16 protein-coding genes are annotated in these 15,270 nt (G+C 71.5%); 9 read left to right on the top strand and 7 right to left on the bottom strand.

All coding sequences use genetic code 11. From position 1 onward, the window contains the following. Positions 1-2: 2 nt before the first annotated feature. The 5 genes from AB0E94_RS14540 to AB0E94_RS14520 form a co-directional block, all read right to left on the bottom strand. Positions 3-998: a methionine synthase gene (locus tag AB0E94_RS14540; protein WP_360326274.1), complete on the bottom strand. Its 996-nt coding sequence runs from the start codon at positions 996-998 to the stop codon at positions 3-5. After that, positions 991-2,082: a tRNA 2-thiouridine(34) synthase MnmA gene (mnmA, locus tag AB0E94_RS14535; RefSeq protein WP_360326272.1), complete on the bottom strand. Its 1,092-nt coding sequence runs from the start codon at positions 2,080-2,082 to the stop codon at positions 991-993. Before mnmA ends, AB0E94_RS14540 begins: the two co-directional genes overlap by 8 nt. 9 nt (positions 2,083-2,091) lie before the next feature. Then, positions 2,092-3,267 carry a cysteine desulfurase family protein gene (locus tag AB0E94_RS14530; protein WP_360326270.1) on the bottom strand — a complete coding sequence of 392 codons (1,176 nt, stop codon included), beginning with the start codon at positions 3,265-3,267 and terminating at the stop codon, positions 2,092-2,094. A 349-nt stretch (positions 3,268-3,616) separates the two neighbouring features. Beyond that, entirely contained in the window at positions 3,617-4,549 is a 933-nt protein-coding gene (locus tag AB0E94_RS14525; protein WP_360326269.1) for an electron transfer flavoprotein subunit alpha/FixB family protein, read from the bottom strand. Between the two features lie 19 nt (positions 4,550-4,568). Next, positions 4,569-5,345, bottom strand: coding sequence for an electron transfer flavoprotein subunit beta/FixA family protein (locus tag AB0E94_RS14520; RefSeq protein ID WP_360326267.1), 777 nt, complete (start codon positions 5,343-5,345; stop codon positions 4,569-4,571). A gap of 412 nt (positions 5,346-5,757) precedes the next feature. On the opposite strand from AB0E94_RS14520, the gene AB0E94_RS14515 reads away from it, so the two are divergent. The 3 genes from AB0E94_RS14515 to AB0E94_RS14505 are packed head-to-tail and all read left to right on the top strand — an operon-like array spanning position 5,758 to position 6,863. After that, positions 5,758-6,132 carry a DUF202 domain-containing protein gene (locus tag AB0E94_RS14515; RefSeq protein WP_360326265.1) on the top strand — a complete coding sequence of 125 codons (375 nt, stop codon included), beginning with the start codon at positions 5,758-5,760 and terminating at the stop codon, positions 6,130-6,132. Further along, the gene (locus AB0E94_RS14510) at positions 6,133-6,486 is read left to right on the top strand and encodes a DUF202 domain-containing protein (protein ID WP_360326264.1); all 354 of its coding nucleotides are present in this window, start codon (positions 6,133-6,135) and stop codon (positions 6,484-6,486) included. It abuts the gene before it with no gap. Between the two features lie 38 nt (positions 6,487-6,524). Next, complete coding sequence (locus AB0E94_RS14505) at positions 6,525-6,863, top strand: PLDc N-terminal domain-containing protein (RefSeq protein ID WP_360326262.1); 339 nt, start codon at positions 6,525-6,527, stop codon at positions 6,861-6,863. Positions 6,864-7,691: 828 nt separating this feature from the next. On the opposite strand, the gene AB0E94_RS14500 is transcribed toward AB0E94_RS14505, so the two are convergent. Together AB0E94_RS14500 and AB0E94_RS14495 are read right to left on the bottom strand one after the other, a co-directional pair. Continuing rightward, entirely contained in the window at positions 7,692-10,199 is a 2,508-nt protein-coding gene (locus AB0E94_RS14500; RefSeq protein ID WP_360326261.1) for an Hsp70 family protein, read from the bottom strand. A gap of 42 nt (positions 10,200-10,241) precedes the next feature. Continuing rightward, positions 10,242-11,015 (bottom strand): enoyl-CoA hydratase-related protein, encoded by a 774-nt coding sequence (locus AB0E94_RS14495; RefSeq protein ID WP_360326259.1) that lies wholly within the window; start codon positions 11,013-11,015, stop codon positions 10,242-10,244. 82 nt (positions 11,016-11,097) lie between these two features. Here AB0E94_RS14495 and AB0E94_RS14490 point away from each other — a divergent pair, with 82 nt between their 5' ends. The 6 genes from AB0E94_RS14490 (at position 11,098) to AB0E94_RS14465 (ending at position 15,097) form a co-directional block, all read left to right on the top strand. Further along, the gene (locus AB0E94_RS14490; RefSeq protein WP_360326257.1) at positions 11,098-11,559 is read left to right on the top strand and encodes a DUF6232 family protein; all 462 of its coding nucleotides are present in this window, start codon (positions 11,098-11,100) and stop codon (positions 11,557-11,559) included. After that, entirely contained in the window at positions 11,556-11,909 is a 354-nt protein-coding gene (locus AB0E94_RS14485; RefSeq protein WP_360326256.1) for a hypothetical protein, read from the top strand. Before AB0E94_RS14490 ends, AB0E94_RS14485 begins: the two co-directional genes overlap by 4 nt. A 51-nt stretch (positions 11,910-11,960) precedes the next feature. Further along, the gene (locus tag AB0E94_RS14480) at positions 11,961-12,503 is read left to right on the top strand and encodes a PAS domain-containing protein (RefSeq protein WP_360326255.1); all 543 of its coding nucleotides are present in this window, start codon (positions 11,961-11,963) and stop codon (positions 12,501-12,503) included. Then, positions 12,473-13,420: a methyl-accepting chemotaxis protein gene (locus AB0E94_RS14475; protein ID WP_360326253.1), complete on the top strand. Its 948-nt coding sequence runs from the start codon at positions 12,473-12,475 to the stop codon at positions 13,418-13,420. The genes AB0E94_RS14480 and AB0E94_RS14475 overlap by 31 nt, the downstream gene beginning before the upstream one ends. A 37-nt stretch (positions 13,421-13,457) precedes the next feature. Next, on the top strand, positions 13,458-14,000 hold the full coding sequence (locus AB0E94_RS14470; protein WP_360326251.1) for a PAS domain-containing protein: 543 nt from the start codon (positions 13,458-13,460) through the stop codon (positions 13,998-14,000). A gap of 227 nt (positions 14,001-14,227) precedes the next feature. Beyond that, a complete protein-coding gene (locus AB0E94_RS14465; RefSeq protein ID WP_360326250.1) occupies positions 14,228-15,097 on the top strand; it encodes a methyl-accepting chemotaxis protein in 870 nt (289 codons plus the stop codon). Positions 15,098-15,270 lie beyond the last annotated feature (173 nt).

The raw sequence follows: 15,270 nt of genomic DNA, 5'->3' as shown, positions 1-15,270 counted from the left end.
CCTCAGACCTCGGCGATCCGGCGTCCGGCCTCCGTGCACGCCTTGAGCAACGCGCGAACGTAGCCGGGCGGCGCGCCCGCCAGCCCGCACGCCGGCGTGATCACCACCTGCTCGGGCAGCTGCTCCGCCGGGAAACCGAGCCGCCGCCACAGGGTGCTCACCCGCTCGGCGATCTGTTTCGAGTCGGGCGGCCGCACCCCCACGGGCAGGGCCGGCGCCGCGCCCACGAAGAGCCCCAGCCCGGCCTCGATCGCCTCGCCCAGCGGGTCCAGATCCTTGACCAGCGACAGGTCGAACGCGACGGCCGTGGCCCGGGCGTCCCGGACCACCTGAAGCGGGACCTGCGGCGCGCAGCAGTGCACGATCACCGGCGCGTCGACGGCCTCCACCACGGTCCGCAGCCGGGACGCCGCGTCCGGGCCGTCGACCGCCCGGTACGCGCTGAGCCCGCTCTCGGTCGGCACCCGGCCGGCCAGCACGGTCGGCAGTGACGGCTCGTCCAGCTGCAGCAGAACCGTGGCTCCGGGCACCCGTTTGCGCACGTCGGCCACGTGCCGCCGGAGCCCCTCGGCGAGCGAGTCGGTCAGATCCCGGACCGCGCCCGGGTCACGCAGCATCCGGCCGCCGATCGGCAGGTCGAGACCGGCCGCGAGGGTCCACGGCCCGGCCGCCTGGATCTTCAGTGGCCCGGTGTAGCCGTCGGCCTGCTCGGTCAGCTGGTCCAGATCGCGTTCCAGCAGGTCAGCGGTGCGCCGATGGTCCTGTCCGGGCCGGGCGGCGATCTGCCAGCGACCGGCGTAGAGCTGCACCGGCAACTCGACCAGGAACCCGGCCGTACGCCCGATCATGTCCGAGCCGGGCCCACGGGCCGGCAGCTCGGGCAGGTGCGGCAGGCCGGGCAGCTCGCCCAGGACGATCCGCTGGGCCTCGGCGATGTCGGTGCCGGGCAGCGACCCGATGCCGGTCGCCACGCCCGGCCCCCAGGGGAGATCAGGCATGCGTCGCGGCCCGCGAACCGGCGGTGATCGTCGCCGAGCCGAGCACGATGTCGCCGGCCGGGTCGGGCCGGTAGGCCACGAGCGCCTGACCTGCGGCGACGCCCCGAGCGGGGGTGGCCAGCCGCGCGGTCAGAACACCGTCGGTGAGGGAGACCGACGCGCCGACCACCTCACCGTGCGCCCGAAGCTGAACCTCACAGTCCAGATTGTCCGAATCACCGGAGTGCCAGATCGGCCGATCAGCCGTCACGACATCGACGGAGAGGTCCTCCCGCGGACCCACGGTCACCGTGTTGGAGACGGGAGTGATCGACAACACGTACCGCGGGCGGCCGTCGGCGGCCGGAACCCGCAGGTCGAGGCCCTTCCGCTGGCCGATGGTGAACCCATATGCCCCGTTGTGGGTGCCGAGCTTCTCCCCGGTCCGCCCGTCGACGATGTCACCCGGCGCCGAACCGAGCCGGCTCTCCAGGAACCCCCGGGTGTCGCCGTCGGAGATGAAGCAGATGTCGTGCGAATCCGGCTTGTCGGCGACGGCCAGGCCACGCTCCGCCGCCTCGGCCCGGACCTGCTCCTTGGTCGAGTCGCCGAGCGGGAAGACGGCCCGGTCGAGCTGCGCGCGGGTCAGCACGGCCAGCACGTAGGACTGGTCCTTGGGCAGGTCGACGCTACGGCGCAGCAGGCCGTCGGGACCGAGCCGGGCGTGGTGGCCGGTGACCACCGCATCGAAGCCGAGCGCGACCGCCCGGTCCAGCACCGCGGCGAACTTGATCTTCTCGTTGCAGCGCAGGCACGGGTTCGGAGTGCGGCCGGCCGCATACTCGTTCACGAAGTCGTCGACCACGCTGTCGTGGAACTCCTCCGCCATGTCCCAGACGTAGAACGGGATGCCGATCACATCGGCGGCCCGGCGCGCGTCGCGCGAATCCTCCAGGGTGCAGCAGCCGCGCGCCCCGGTCCGGAAGGTCTGTGGATTACGGGCCAGCGCCAGGTGCACCCCGGTGACGTCGTGGCCGGCATCCCGGGCGCGCGCGGCCGCGACCGCGGAATCGACACCACCCGACATGGCCGCAAGAACTCGCATGACGCAAGCCTATCTGGGTGTCTTCCAGGCGCCCGCCCGCCTGGCCCGCTCGACCGCGCCCGGCAGGGCCACCAGCAGCGCGTCCACATCCGCCTTGGTGCTGTCGTGCCCGAGGCTGAAGCGCAGCGACGACCGGGCCCGCCCGTCGTCGGCCCCCATCGCGAGCAGCACGTGACTGGGCTGCGCCACCCCGGCCGAACATGCCGATCCGGTCGAGCAGTAGATCCCCTGCGCGTCCAGGAGCAGCAACAACGCGTCGCCCTCGCAGCCCGGGAAGGAGAAGTGCGCGTTGCCCGGCAGCCGATCGTCCGGATCGCCGTTGAGAATCGCGTCCGGAACGGCGGCCCGGACCCGGCCCACCAGGTCGTCACGCAGCGCGGCGATCAGGGCGGTGTGCTCCTCACGCCCGGCGACCGCTGCCTCGACCGCAGTGGCGAACGCCACGACACCGGGTGTGTCCAGCGTCCCCGAACGCACGTCGCGCTCCTGGCCGCCGCCGTGCAGCAGCGGCGTGCACGCCACATCCCGCCCGAGCAGCAGCGCGCCCACCCCGACCGGCCCGCCGACCTTGTGCCCGGTGAGCGTCAGGGCGGCCGCCCCACTGCCGGCGAAATCGACCGGAACCTGCCCGACCGCCTGCACCGCGTCGGTGTGAAACGGCACACCGGCGGCCGCCGCGATCGCCGCCAACTCGGCCACCGGCTGAACCGTGCCCACCTCGTTGTTGGCCCACTGCACGCTGACCACCGCGATCTCGTCGCCGTGCGCGCTGATCAACTCGGCGAACCCGGCCGGATCGACCCGGCCGGCCGCGTCCACGGCCTGCAGGACGACCTCGGCGTCCTCGTGCCGCCCGAGCCAGTCGACCGCGTCCAGAACGGCGTGATGCTCCACCGCCGACGCGACCACCCGCCGCTTGCGCGGATCGGCCTCCCGGCGCGCCCAGAAGATCCCCTTGGCGGCGAGATTGTCCGCCTCGGTGCCGCCACCCGTGAACACCACCTCGGACGGCCGGGCGCCCAGCGCGGCGGCCACCCGCTCACGGGACTCCTCCACCAGACGCCGAGCCCCCCGCCCCGCAGCGTGCAACGAGGAGGGATTGCCAAGCTCACGCGCCGCCGCGACATAGGCGTCGAGCGCGGCGGGCAGCATCGGCGTGGTCGCCGCATGATCGAGGTAGGCCATCACCCCCAAGCTTAGGCCGTCCTCTCGCCGTTCCCGGTGTCCGTCCTACCCCAAAAGATCAACACCACACCACCGCTCCGGTACGCCCCACCGGCCCCCGACCGCAACAGCCCAGTCCCGCCCGTCCGACGCGAGGCGGCTGCCTGCTCCCGGCCGAAACGCGACCGCCGGGCTGAATGCGGTGACCGTCGGTTCCGCCCGAAAGGCGCGGTGGCGGCCGGGAGCGGGCAGCCACCTCGCGTCGGACGGGCGGGGCGGCGTGGATTGCGGTCGAGGGAGCGGTGGGGCGTACCGGATAAAAAGGAAACGGCCCGGCGGAAGACCGCGGGCCGTCACCAACGTGCTGGGGTTACTTGCGCTTGCGGATCTCCTCGGCGGCCTGCGGGACCACCTTGAAGAGGTCGCCGACGACGCCGAAGTCGGCGAGTTCGAAGATCGGGGCCTCGGGGTCCTTGTTGACCGCGACGATCGTCTTCGAGGTCTGCATGCCGGCCCGGTGCTGGATCGCGCCGGAGATGCCGAGCGCCAGGTAGAGCTGCGGCGACACCGTCTTGCCGGTCTGGCCGACCTGGAACTGGTGCGGGTAGTAACCCGAGTCGACCGCCGCACGGGACGCGCCGACCGCGCCGCCGAGCAGGTCGGCCAGCTCCTCGACCAGCTTGAAGTTGTCCGCGTTGCCGACGCCCCGACCGCCGGAGACGACGATGCCGGCCTCGGTGAGCTCGGGGCGCGAGCCCTTCTGCTCGGCGACCCGCTCGACGACCTTGCTCAGCTTGTCGCTGTCGGTGGCGGCGACGGTCAGCTGCTCGACCGCCGGGGTGGCGGCGGACGCCTCGGGGGTGACCGAGTTCGGGCGGATCGTGACGATCGGCAGGCCCTTGGTGACCTTGGACTTCACGATCGCCGAACCGGCGAAGATCGCCTGGGTGGCGGTGCCGTCGGCGTCGAGCGCGACCGCGTCGGTGAGCAGGCCGTTGTCCAGCTTGATGGCCAGACGGGCGGCGATCTCCTTGCCCTCCTGAGTGGAGGCCAGCAGCACGGCGGCCGGCTCCACGCGGCGAACCAGCTCGGCGACCACGGTCGCCTTGGGCGCGACCAGGTAGCCGGAGACGTCCTCGCCGGACGCGACGTAGATCTTCTCCGCGCCGAACTCGCCGAGCTTGGCGGTGTCGGCCTCGCCGAACACCACAGCCGAGACCGACCCGAGGCCACGGGCGATCGTGAGCATCTCGAGGGTGACCTTCTTGACGCCGTTCTCGACGACGACCAGTACTTCAGCCATTTCCGCTATCCCCTCGGGCTCAGACGAACTTCTCGGTGGCGAGGTACGCGACGAGCTGCTCGCCACCGTTGCCCTCGTCGACGACCTTGGCGCCACCGGTCCGCGCCGGGCGCTTGGTGAACTCCAGCACCTGGCTGGTCGCGCCGGCCGAGCCGACCTCGTCGCCGGCGATGCCCAGGTCACCGAGGGACAGGCTCTGCACCGGCTTCTTCTTGGCGGCCATGATGCCCTTGAAGGACGGGTACCGCGGCTCGTTGATGGTGTCCCACACGCTGACGATCGCCGGGGTCGCGGCCGTGACGACCTCGTAGCCCTCGTCGGTCTGCCGCTCGACGGTCAGCTGCGAACCGTCCACGGTGAGCTTGCGGGCGCCGGTGAGGGCGGCCACACCGAGCAGCTCGGCCAGCATGTGCGGCACGACCTGGACCCGGCCGTCGGTGGACTCGGCGCCACTGAGGATCAGGTCGGCGTTCAGGGTGCGCAGCGCGGCGGCGAGCACCTTGGACGTGGCGACCGCGCAGGAGCCGTGCAGGGCGTCGTCCTGAACGTGGACGGCCTTGTCGGGTCCCATGGAGAGGGCCTTGCGAATGGAGTCGGTAGCGCCTGCCGGACCGACGGTCAGGACGGTCACCTCGCCACCGTGCGCCTCTTTGATCTTCAGCGCTTCCTCGATGGCGTACTCGTCCATCTCGTTGATGACATTGCTCGACGAGGCCCGGTCCACCGAGAAATCAGAGCTCAGGGTGCGCTCGGCACCGGAGTCGGGTACCTGCTTCACCAGTACGACGATGTTCATCGCGCTACTACGACCCTCCTGTATTGAACGCACCGTTGCGGTCGACCCTGTCGTTGGCGCCGGAACGATGCCGGGGCGGCGGACATGTCAGCCAGGTTACCCGTCAGTAGCTTCACTGTTGCCGGCCACCCAGAGTGACACACCTCACCCGCGTGACGATCTAGATCGCTACAGTGGGCGATGAGGAGGTGTCAGACATGTCCGGTCAAAACGTCTCACTAGTGGAGGGCATGAGCCCATCCACGACCCATACTCCCTCACGCCCCGATCATCTGGAGCCGCAGTCCCATGGACGAGCGGGTCCGGACTCTCCGTGGTGCCGGTGCGGGCGGCCCCGGGAGGCGTGCGTGAGTGACGAAGTCCGCAATCTCTGGTTCCACCTTCTTGACCCACTAGGTCAATAATCGGGTACGTGTTCGGTCAGTTGCGGCAATGGTTCGACAGTTCACCGACCGGCAAGACGCCCGACTACCGTTTCTCGCTCGCCAACGAGCGGACCTTCCTGGCCTGGATCCGCACCGGCCTGGCGCTGATCGCCGGCGGGCTGGCCTGCGCGCAGTTCCTGCCACCACTGCCCGTCGCCCACCTGCGGGAGATCATCGCGATCCTGCTGCTGGTGCTCGGCGGACTGGTGGCGCTCCGGGCCGTCGACCACTGGGTGCGCACCGAGCGGGCCATGCGGCTGGGCACCGATCTGCCCCGGTCCTGGTTCCCCGCGGTGCTGGCGATCGCGGTGGCGGCAGGCGCTGTGGTGATCATCATCGCGGTCCTGATCCAGGTGTTCTGAGTGAGCGGGCCCTGCGCCGAGCACGTCCGGGATCCGGGGGCGTGCGCGGGGGTGAGCCGTGATCCGGGCGCCTCGGCCGTCCGGACCCGGCTCGCGTGGCGGCGTACCGGCCTGTCCGCCGCCGCGGTGGGGCTGCTCGCGATCCGCCCGGCGTTCCGGCCCGGCGCGGGCCCGGCCGAGTGGCTCGTCGCGGCCGCCGCAATGGTCACCTGGGCCGCGATCATCGGCATCGCCATGCACCGGTCGGCCGAGTTGCGGACCCGTTTCCCGGAGCCGGCGCCGCGGGCCATCCGGGCCTACACCGTCCTGGTGGCCGCCCTGGCGGTGCTCGGCTGTTGGGTTGTCACGCTCTGATCGTCGCCGTCCCGGCGCGGGAGAGGCATCATTGCGGCATGGTCCGGTTGTTCATCCTCCTGGCCGGGGCGGCGCTCGTGCTGCTCGTCCTGGCTCTCATCAGCGTCCTGTCGGCCGAGCGGGTGCGCAATGCGCCGCGCGCCGTCTGGGTCCTGGTGGTCCTGCTGCTCCCGATCGCCGGCCCGATCGTCTACCTCGTCGCGGGTCGCCCGATCGACCGAACCGGCCGGCCGTCCCGGCGCCCGGCCTCCCCCGACGACGATCCTGACTTCCTGAGTTCGATGGGCGGCGACGAGCAGTCCCGGCGCGACCGGGAGACGCTCGCCCAGTGGGAGCGTGAGCTGCACCAGGACGACGAGCAGGGCGACCGCCCATGATCCAGGCCCCGGCTACGCCGGCCTGATTCCGGCTCCACCGACCTGGAGAGCGTCCTCGCTTCGAGGCCCCGGGCCGACCTGCCGCGATATTGAGGTCCCGGGCCAGCCCGCCACGATGCTGAAGTCCCGGGCCAGCCCGCCACGATGCTTCGGTCCCGGGCCGACCTCCCGCGATGCTTCGGTCCCGGGCCGACCTCCCGCGATGCTGAAGTCCCGGGCCGACCTGCCGCGGTCTTGTGCGCTTGTGGCTGCTTGGAAGCTTCCTCAGGGCTTTCGCCGTTTCCGGGGGGCAATCCCTCTGCTGCGCGTTGTCTTCCCGCCGGGCCTTCGGGCTATCGCACTGTTCACGCAGGCGACTGAGGCACCGGCCGAGGCGGAAGTATCGCATTTGCGGAGGATTCGGCCTCGACTAGCCTTGGAGATCTTGCACGGTTCTCCCCGTTGGCAGCGATCTTGCAGGGTTCTTCACGTCTGGACGTGGTTAGTCATGCAAGATCCACTGCGCCGGGGAGACCTTGCAGCTTTCTTCCCGTTGGGGCATGGAAAGGGCTGCAAGATCAGCGCGAGCGTGAAAAGTCGTGCAAGATCCGCGAGCGACGAGGCCTTGCCGGCCGAGACGCAACCAGCCGAGACGCAACCAGCCGAGACGCAACCAGCCGAGACGCAACCAGCCGAGACGCTACCGGCCGAAGCGCTACCGGCCGAAGCCCTACCGGCCGAGGAGACGTCATCCGGCCGAGGGCTGTCCTTCTGGAGGTCAGGTGGCTGCGCAGAAGACTCCCGGCCGGGCGAAACCGCACAGGATCGCCGGTCGAAGCGGGCCACTCGTCAGCGGAGTCCGACCAGCTCCGCGATGTCCTTGAACACGTTCACCGCGTCCTGCTCGACGGACAGGCCGTTGCCGTATCCGTAGGCGAGGATCAGCGCCGCAACCGGCACCGTGATCATCACCAGGAGACTCATCAGGATCTGGAGCGTGCGCCGCAACCGGCCACGTTTACGCGGCCGGCGAACCAGTGCCGGCTCCGGGGTGTGCGGCTGCGGCACCGCGGCCGTGGCCCGCGACGGCTGCGGCGGAGGCGAGACCGGCCGGGCTGAGCCCACCGCTGGTGAGACCGGGCGGGAATGGATCACCACAGGTTGCTGGGCACGCTGCGGGCGCGGCGGTGGTCCGGGTTTCCGCTGCGGCGGTACGGGGGTCCGGCTCTCATACTCCGGAGGGCTCGTGGCGACGGTCGCGTCCGGATCAGGACGCCAGGTCACCGAGGCGGCGTGCGGCCACGGGTCGACCGGCGGGCGCAGGTGCGGCGAGCTGTCCGGGGCCGACGGCCGGGCCGGGCGGCCGGGTCCGGGGCCTTGACCGGAGCTCGGGCGTGACGGTGGCCCGGCCGGCCGGGGCTGTCGTTTCGGCAGCGCCTCGACCTCGTTGTCCCCCGCCGGACCCGCCGACGCCCGGCCTGCCTGCGCCGGACCTGCCTGCGCCGGAATTGTGCGGCCGGAGGCCTTGATCGTGTCGTCGGTCGGCGGGGCCGGGCTCGCGGCGTCCACCGGGGCCTGCTCGGACGGCACGGCCGGCACCGGCGTGGTCGCGGGCAGCGGTGGCGGCTTGTCCACCAGCGCGGTCAGCCGGTCCGCCTCGATCTCCGCCTTCGACGCGACCACCGTGGCCAGGTCGTCCAGCGACGGCTTCCCGGCGAGCATCGTCGGCCGGTCATCCACCGGGAGCTTCCCGGCAACCATCGTCGGCCGGTCATCCACCGGAGGCTTCCCGGCAACCATCGTCGGCCGGTCATCCACCGGGAGCTTCCCGGCAACCATCGTCGGCCGGTCATCCACCGGGAGCTTCCCGGCAACCATCGTCGGCCGGTCATCCACCGGGAGCTTCCCGGCAACCATCGTCGGCCGGTCATCCACCGGGAGCTTCCCGGCAACCACGGTCGGCCGGTCGTCGAGGATCGGTTTGGCGGCGAGGACGGTCGGCCGGTCGGCCGGCGCCGATTTCGCGGCCACCACCGTGGGCCGGTCGTCCAGCAGCGGCTTGGCGGCCACCGCGGCCGGCCGGTCAGCCGCAGTCGGCAGCGGTGTCGCCGCCGACATCGGTGTCACCGTCGGTAGCGGTGTCGTTGAAGGCGCCGACGGTGGTAGTGGTGTCGCGGACGGCGCTGGTGTCTCGCCGGACGGCTGGTCGTCGGCCGTGACCGTCAGATACCTCGACGGCAGCCGCAGCTCCTCGGTGGGGCCGGGCGCCGCCGGCTCGGTCGTGAGCAGGGCCGCGCCGGCCAGGATGCTGCCCTCGGCGACGACCAGCTCGGGCTGCTCGATGACCACCGGCGGGTCGCCGAGCGCCCGGTGCAGGAGAGTGGCCACGAGCGGGATCCGGCTGGCCCCGCCGACCAGGAACACTCCGGCGAGCCGCCCCTCCGGGAGATCAGCCAGGCGCAGGAGATTTTGCGTGATCTGAACCGTCTGCTCGAGCACCGGCCGGGCGACCGTCTCCAGTTCCTCGCGGGTCAGGTGCGCCTCGACGTCGAGCAGCGGCACCACGAAGTCGGCGGACTGGGCGCGAGAGAGCCGTTCCTTCGCGATCCGCACATCGTCCCAGAGCTGGCGGCGGGCGCGGCGCTCCTCGACGGTGGCCGGCTCCATCAGCCGGGCCCACTCGTCGGTGCGCAGGTGCTCGACGACCGCGGCGTCGACGTCCAGGCCGCCGAGGTCGTCGCGGCCGTCGACGGCGAGCACCTCGAACCCGGTGGCGGTGCGGGCGACCACGCTGGTGTCGAAGGTGCCGGCCCCGAAGTCGTGCACCATCACGACCGAGCCGATCGGCACGTCACGCCCGAGGACCTCGGCGAAGTAGGTGGCCGCGGCGACCGGCTCGGCGACCAGTCGGGCGCCTTCCAGGCCGGCCCGGGCGGCGGCGTCGGCCAGCAGCGTGCGGCGGGTCGCGCCCCAGGTGGCCGGGCAGGTGAGGGTGACCTCGGGACGGTACGGCCCGACCGCCCGGTGCCACTCCTCGGCGACCCGGGCCAGGACCGCCGCGATCAGCTCGACGGTCTCGAACTCACGCTCGCCGAGCAGCACCAGCCCGTCGTCGACGCGACGTTTCGGGTTGGGCTCGAACCTCGCCGGGTCGAGGCGGGCGCTGTGCACGGCGTCCCGGCCGACGAGCAGGTTGCCCTCGGAGTCGGCGAAGACAGCCGACGGCAGCAGCGGGGAACCGTCGACCAGGATCGGCCGGGCGCGGCCGTCCGGCCATCGCGCGACGGCGACGGTGTTGGAGGTGCCGAAGTCGACGCCGAGGGCATACCGCTTCGGACCACCCTGGTCGATGGACATGCCCGCAGTCTAGGCAATGACCGCCCGCATCCGAGCGATCCACTACCGTCCGGTGAACTCAGGTGCGCGCTTCTCGACGAACGCGGTAGTCCCTTCGAGCCGATCGTCGGTGGCGAAGAGGCTCGCGAACAGGTGCGACTCCAGCGCCAGGCCGGAGGCCAGGTCGACACCCAGTCCGCCGTCGACGGCCTGTTTCGCCGCGCGGAGGGCCAGGGCCGGGCCTGTCGTGTACGGCCGGACCAGCTCGACGGCTGCGGCGTACACCTCGGCGGCCGGGACCACCCGGTCGGCCAGGCCGATCCGCAGCGCCTCCGCACTGTCGACCATCCGACCCGAGAAGATCAGATCCTTGGCCTTGGCCGGTCCGATCAGCCGAGCCAGGCGCTGGGTGCCGCCGGCGCCCGGGATGAGACCGAGCTTGATCTCCGGCTGGCCGAGTTTCGCGTCGTCGGCGATCACCCGCCAGTCGCATGCCAGGGCCAGCTCGCAGCCGCCGCCGAGGGCGAAGCCGGTGATCGCGGCGACGACCGGTTTCGGGATCTTCGCGACCGCGTCGAAGGCGCCGGAGAGGGCGTGCGCGCGGGCTGCCATGTCCTGGTAGGTCACGCTGGTGAACTCGTTGATGTCGGCGCCCGCCGCGAAGTGCTTCCCAGCGCCGTGCACCACCACGGCCCGCACCGACGCGTCCGCGCCGGCGGCGTGTGCGGCCGCCCGCAACTCCTCCTGGACCTGGGTGTTCAGCGCGTTCACCGGTGGCCGTTCGAGCCGGATCGTGCCGATGCCGTCAGCCACTTCCAGCCGCACGAACTCGCCCACCCGGACCTCCCTGTCATCGAGTCGTTTCGCCGCCAGCCTACGACGGGTAGGCATTACATTGGGTCCCCTGGGGAGGAAGAAGATGACCACGTACTACCGGGATCCGGAAGTGCTGATCACATCGTCCAGCGTCTGGATGAACGGAAACGAGTTCCGGCTACCCGAGCTGATTCAGGTCTGGTACACGAAGGGCGCCCGTTCCTGGGGTGTCATCGCCTGGCGCGGCGCTCTCGGGCTGGCCGTGCTGCTGCCGCTGCTGGTGGGCGCGCTCGCCGTCACGGTGGCCCTGCTCCTGGACATGCCACTGGGCACCACGGTGGCCATGGTCGTCGGCGGCATCCTGGTCGGCCTGGCCGTGGTGCCGGTCGCCGACCTGATTCTGGAGAGCGTCGACAGGTCGTACGACCGCGGCACCCGCACCCTGGAGATCTGGGGCCGGGTCCGAGGCGGCGACGTGCTGCTGATGCGCACCAACAACGCGCAGCGGTTCGGCCGGATCTACCGGGCGCTCCAGCGGGCGCTGGAGCCGGCGGTGCATCGGTGAGGAGAGATGCGGCCGGGCTGGCCGGGCTCCTGGCGACCACGGGTGTGCTGCATTTCGTGGCGCCGAAACCGTTCGACGGCATCGTGCCGCGGTCCCTGCCCGGGTCGCCGCGCACGTGGACGTACCTGAGCGGGGTCGCCGAACTGGCGGTGGCCGCCGCGGTCGCGCACCCCCGGACCCGCCGGGCCGGTGGGCTGGCCGCGGCGGCCCTGTTCGTCGCGGTGTTCCCGGCGAACGTGAAGATGGCGGCGGACTGGCGGCATGCGTCACCGGCGAAACGGGCGGTCGCGTTCGGGCGGCTGCCCCTCCAGGCCCCGTTGATCGCCTGGGCGCTGCGGGTGGCCCGCTGATTCAGGCATTCCCCGGTGCAAAACGCCCTGATTGGCGACGATCAGGGCATCATGAAAGCCACCGAGGTACGGCCCACCGGCGTCGAGCGCACGTTCGGCGAGAACGAGCTGATCGTGTCCAAGACCGATCAGCGCGGGGTCATCACGTACGCCAATGATGTCTTTCTCCGGGTCTCCGCCTTGCCGGAGGCGCAGGCGGTGGGCAGCCCGCACAACCTGATCCGGCATCCGGACATGCCCCGCGCCGTGTTCAAGCTCCTCTGGGACACCCTGGAGCAGCGGCAGGAGATCTTCGCGTATGTCCTGAACCTGGCCGCCGACGGCGCCCACTACTGGGTGTTCGCGCACGTCACGCCCTCGTTCGACAGGTCCGGGCGGCTGCTCGGCTACCACTCCAACCGGCGCCGGCCGGCCCAGTCGTCGATAACTGCGATCCGGGACGTGTACGGCCGCATCCTGGCCGAGGAGAGACGGCAGTCCCGTACCCCGGACGCGGTCGCCGCCGGGATGGCGGCGTTGCAGGGGATGCTCGCCGAACGCGGATCCACCTACGACGAGCTGGTGTGGCGGATCACCGACGGCGGCACGGCATGAAGGCGAAGCCGGAGACGGTCGACACGGCCGCTCTCGACCAGGCGGTGCGCCTGGTCACCGATGTGTGTGAACGTGCTCTCAGCGGCGATCTGGAGGCCCGCGTGCCGGTGATCGGCGGCTCGGAGCGGGCGGCCCGGATCCGGACGGCGATCAACGGGCTGCTCGACCACGTGGACGCGTTCGTCCGGGAGGCCGGCGCGGCGTCGGCGGCCGCCTCCGAGGGGCGGTTCCACAGGCGGTTCCTGACCCAGGGGCTGGACGGCGCGTACCGGGCGGCGGCCGAGCAGATCACCCACTCCAACCAGGTGATGAGCCGGACCGCGGCCCAGTTCGCCGAGGCGGCCCGGCAGCGGCAGGCGCTCGCCGACGAGCTGGAATCGGCGGTGCTGACCGTTTCCGAACAGGTCGCCACGGCCGCGACCGAGATGGGCCGGTCGGCGAACGGGCTCGCCGACTTCGCCCGGGTCGCGGTCAACGACGCCGAACGCGGCCTGGGCACCGTGTCGTCGCTGCGCACCTCGTCGGACGAGATCCGGCACGCCGTCGACCTGATCAACCAGGTGGCCGCGCAGACCCGGCTGCTCGCCCTGAACGCGACGATCGAGGCGGCCCGGGCCGGTTCGGCCGGGCGTGGGTTCGGCGTGGTCGCCAACGAGGTGAAGAACCTGGCCAACGAGACGAGCTCGTCCAGCGAGCAGATCATGAACCAGGTCAACACGGTGCAGCAGTCGGCGGCCGACGCGATCGCCGTGCTGGAGGCGGTCACCAACCGGATCCGCGAGATGAGCGAGCTGGTCGAGGGCATCGCGCTGGCCGTCGACGGCGGTCAGCACACCGAGAACGCCGGCCTGTCGCAACTCGCTGAGGTGCTTCGGGCCGAGGTGTCGCGGTTCGTGACCACGATTCGCGATTCCTGATTCTTTGTGTGCTTTAACCTGCAAAATCAACACCATCATGAAAACCACTCGGGTACGGCCCACCGGTCGCGAACGCACCTTCAGCGACGGTGAGCTGATCGTCACGAAGACCGATCCGCGGGGTGCCATCACCTACGCCAACGATGTCTTCCTGCGCATCTCCGCTCTCGACGAGGACGACGCGCTCGGCCAGCCACACAACCTGATCCGCCACCCGGACATGCCCCGCGCCGTGTTCAAGCTCCTCTGGGACACCCTCAAAGACCGGCGGGAGATCTTCGCGTACGTGGTGAACCTCGCCGCCGACGGTGCCCACTACTGGGTGTTCGCGCACGTCACGCCCTCGTTCGACGACTCCGGCCGGGTGGTCGGCTACCACTCCAACCGGCGGGTGCCGTCCCGGGACGCGATCGCCGCCGCCGACGACCTGTACCGGGTGCTGCGGGCCGCGGAGAGCCGCCACCCGCGCGCCCAGGACGCCGTCGCCGCCGGTCACGCCACACTCCAGCAGGTTCTGGCCGAGCGCGGGCGCACGTACGACGAGCTGGTCTGGGACCTGTCCGCGGGAGGAACCCGATGACCCACACCCCGACTCGCCCCGCCGCCACTCCGGCCCGTGCATCCAGCCGCGCCACCCCGTCCCTCACCAGCGATGGCAGCCGCTCCTCCGCCTCTGCCCTCTCGCCTTCCTCCGCCCCCACGGCCGGCGCACGTTCCTCAAGCGGCGCGGCCGGAACACGTTCCTCCAGCGGCGCGGCCGGCGCACGTTCCTCCGGCGTTGCGGATCAGGGCGGTGACGACGAGGCGATGTATGCGATCGCGGACGTCTGCCGGCGCGCCGCCGCCGGGGACTTCGAGGCGCGCGTGCCCCGGCTCGGCGACTCGGACGCCGAGATCGAGGCCCGCCTGGCGATCAACGAGCTGCTGGACCGCACCGACGCCTTCGTGCGCGAAGCCGGTGCGGCATCCGCGGCCGGTGCGGCCGGGCATTTCTACAGGCGGTTCCTGGCCGGCGGGATGGGCGGGGCGTACCGGCGGGCGGCCGAGGAGATCGGCCGCTCCGGCGACGCGATGAGCCGCAACGCCGAGCAGATCGCCGCGGCCGCCGAGTCCCGGATAGCCTTCGCCGACGAACTGGAGTCGGCGGTGCTGGCCCTCTCCGAACGGATCGCCGCCTCAGCCGGCGAGATGGGCCGTTCCGCCAACGGGCTGGCCGGGTTCGCCCGAGCCGCGGTCACCGACGCCGAACGCGGCCTCGGCACCGTCAACGACCTGCGCCGAGCTTCCGGCCAGATCCGCAACGCCGTCGACCTGATCAACCGGGTCGCCATGCAGACCCAGCTGCTGTCACTCAACGCCTCCATCGAGGCGGCCCGGGCCGGAGCCGCCGGGCGCGGGTTCAGCGTCGTCGCCAACGAGGTCAAGACCCTGGCCAACGAGACGGGCGAGTCCAGCGGCGAGATCATCGACCAGGTCGACGCCGTACAGCTGGCCTCCGAGGACGCGGTCCGGGTCCTCCGCGCGGTGACCGACCGCATCCGCGAGATGAGCACCCTGATCGACGGCATAGCCGCCGCGGTGGACGGCGACCCCAAGAACGACACGACGGGCCTCTCCGAGCTGGCCGCCATCCTCCGAACCGAGGTCCAGCGCTTCCTGACCGCCGCCCGAACCTGATCCCACCCACCAGCCGTAGCCCACCACGCCCAAACCACCCGCATTCCCGCCGCCAGCGACGGCCGGCGGCCCCGGCCGTCGCCCACCACGGCCAAACCAACCGCAAAACCACGGCCAGCGACGGCCGGCGATCCCGGCCGTCGCTCAGCGCGGCCAAACCGACCGCAAAACCG

The sequence above is a fragment of the Actinoplanes sp. NPDC026670 genome (genome assembly GCF_040638175.1).
Classification (GTDB): Bacteria; Actinomycetota; Actinomycetes; order Mycobacteriales; family Micromonosporaceae; genus Actinoplanes.
Note: the sequence above shows the minus strand (reverse complement) of the source record. Positions and strands in the feature narration are given on the sequence as shown.